Genomic DNA, 932 nt, shown 5'->3' on the forward strand with positions numbered 1-932 from the left:
CTAATGCTGCCATACAACCTGTACCTGCTGCAGTAATGGCTTGTCTGTATACATGATCTGCGGCATCACCTGAAACAAACACACCTTGTACGTTGGTTTTAGATGTTCCTGGCACATTAATAATATAACCTGTTTCATCTAAATCTATATAATCTTTAAAAATATCTGTATTAGGTTTATGCCCTATAGCTACAAAAAATCCTGTTGCAGGTATTACGTGTTTTTCTTGTGTTTGATTATTGAAAACGCGTACACCGTTTACTAACTGACCATCACCTAAAACCTCATCGGTTTCAGTGTTAAATAAAATTTCAATATTTTCTGTGTTTTTAACACGTTCAGCCATAATTTTTGATGCTCTAAATTCATCACGCCTTACTAACATGGTCACTTTCTTACAAAGCTTAGAAAGGTAATGTGCTTCTTCACAAGCAGAATCTCCTGCTCCAACAATTACAACATCTTGATTTCTATAGAAAAAACCATCACAAACAGCACATGCTGAAACGCCTCCACCTAATTTTAGGTATTTTTGTTCAGACTCTAAACCTAAGTATTTTGCTGATGCACCTGTTGAAATAATAACAGTATCGGCATGTATTTCCTTTTCATCATTAATCCACACTTTATGTACATCACCTGAAAAATCTACTTTAGTAGCCCAACCATCACGAATATCAGCTTCAAAACGTCTAGCTTGCGCTTGTAATTGCAGCATCATTTCAGGCCCTGTAACACCTTCTGGGTAACCTGGAAAATTTTCAACCTCATTAGTAGTTGTTAATTGCCCTCCTGGTTGTGTACCTTGATATAAAACAGGGTTCATATTTGCTCTAGCTGCATATATTGCTGCTGTATACCCCGCAGGCCCTGAACCTATTATTAAACACTTTACTCTTTCAATTGTATTAGACATAATTTTAAAATCTTTT

1 protein-coding gene is annotated in these 932 nt (G+C 36.1%); it reads right to left on the reverse strand.

The genetic code is table 11. The features are described 5' to 3' along the window. A partial coding sequence (trxB, locus tag FUA24_RS00980; RefSeq protein WP_148539672.1) for a thioredoxin-disulfide reductase occupies positions 1 to 916 on the reverse strand: 916 nt, incomplete at its 3' end. Positions 917 to 932 lie beyond the last annotated feature (16 nt).

It is taken from the genome of Seonamhaeicola marinus, assembly GCF_008085455.1.